Genomic DNA, 1,672 nt, shown 5'->3' on the forward strand with positions numbered 1-1,672 from the left:
GTAAATGAAACACCGTACTCTTTTAAAAATTGCAGCTTCTCTATTATAAATGCTGGGAATACGCTATTTGCTAATTCGATACCATTTAGTCCGAACATTCCTTTTAACACTTTCACCGCATCATGCATCGATGTTGCCCTAAAGAATACCCACGTTATATTAATGAAGAAAAACGTAACGAACCAACCAGCAAAGGCTGGCATGCGCCCTCCTGCTTTACTCCATAAGCGATGAATAACAGAAGCCAARCCGTGCAAGAATCCCCAAAAAACAAATGTCCAACCAGCTCCGTGCCAAAGTCCACTTATTAAAAATACAATCATAATATTTACGTATGTACGCGTAATTCCTTTTCGATTTCCTCCTAGAGAAATGTATACGTACTTCGTTAAAAACTGGCTAAGCGTCATATGCCAACGATGCCAAAAATCTTGTATATTCACTGCTTTATACGGTGAATTAAAATTTTGAGGTAATTTAATATTAAACATTAAAGCGATTCCAATTGCCATATCACTATATCCACTAAAATCAAAATACAATTGGAACGTAAACGCTAACGACGAAAGCCACGCTTCAACAAATGTTAATGATTGCTGCACATCAAACCCTTCATGTACAAGGGGTGATAATACATCTGCAATACCTACCTTTTTGAAAATACCAACTGCAAATACAAATATACCAAGAACRATATACTTCGATTGCCAGCGCWKTTTGCTACTATCCGCAAACTGCGGCATAATTTGYGCATGATGTACAATCGGCCCTGCAATAAGCTGCGGGAAAAACGTTACAAACAATGCGTAATCAAGAAAATGACATGCCTTCGTTTCCCCGCGATACGTATCTACTAAAAATGCGATCTTTTGAAACGTATAGAAACTAATCGCGAGCGGTAACGTTAATGATAATAATGTAAAATGAGTTCCAATTAATGCATTAACATTTTGTAAGAAAAAATCATAATACTTGAAATAACTAAGCATTCCTATATTAAATATTAACCCTACCGTTAAAAGAAGTTTACTCTTATGTTTTACGAGCCTCATTCCGATAAAGTAGTTCACAATGAGCGACACTAACATAAGCGGTAAATATTTCACATTCCAATAACTATAGAAAAATAAAGAGGCCGCAACGAGCCAAGCTTTCGCTAATGTAGCATGTCCAAATTTATTTAATAGAAAATATAAAAGAAATGCTATCGGTAAAAATAAAAAAATAAACTCAAATGAGTTAAATAACACACCATCTCTTCCCTTCTAAACAAATCACACCTTATTCATCTTATCTTATCCAAATAGTGAGTGTCAAAAGGATTCCGCTCCCCTTTTCTTCTATTATATAGGATAATCATTTCAATCGAATTATTAACATGATAAAATATTAAAGGCACTTTTATTTAAAAGAATATATAATAGAAATGTCGGTTTTTTGCACGAAATGTATTTTGAAAAAAGTGAGGAGAGTCCTTTGGTATTTAGTAGTTCTGTTTTCTTATTTATCTTTTTACCTCTCGTATTATTTTTCTATTTTATAGTGCGTGCCGAGCTACGTAATTTCGTATTACTTGCATTTAGTTTAATTTTCTATGCATGGGGAGAACCTCGATTCGTCCTCTTAATGCTCTTTTCTATTATATTAAACTACTGCTTCGGCCTACTCGTGC

General features: G+C 34.4%; 1 protein-coding gene and 1 pseudogene. One reads left to right on the plus strand and one right to left on the minus strand.

Annotation, left to right across the window (positions count from 1 at the left end):
• The coding region (locus AC1DJR_RS28965) for an MBOAT family O-acyltransferase (RefSeq protein WP_477004146.1) at window positions 1-1,250 on the minus strand (1,250 nt) is incomplete at its 3' end.
• Between the two features lie 226 nt (window positions 1,251-1,476).
• On the opposite strand from AC1DJR_RS28965, the pseudogene AC1DJR_RS28970 reads away from it, so the two are divergent.
• A pseudogene (locus AC1DJR_RS28970) lies at window positions 1,477-1,672 on the plus strand (MBOAT family O-acyltransferase); the annotation flags it as partial.

The organism is Bacillus sp. 05T31 (assembly GCF_056396725.1).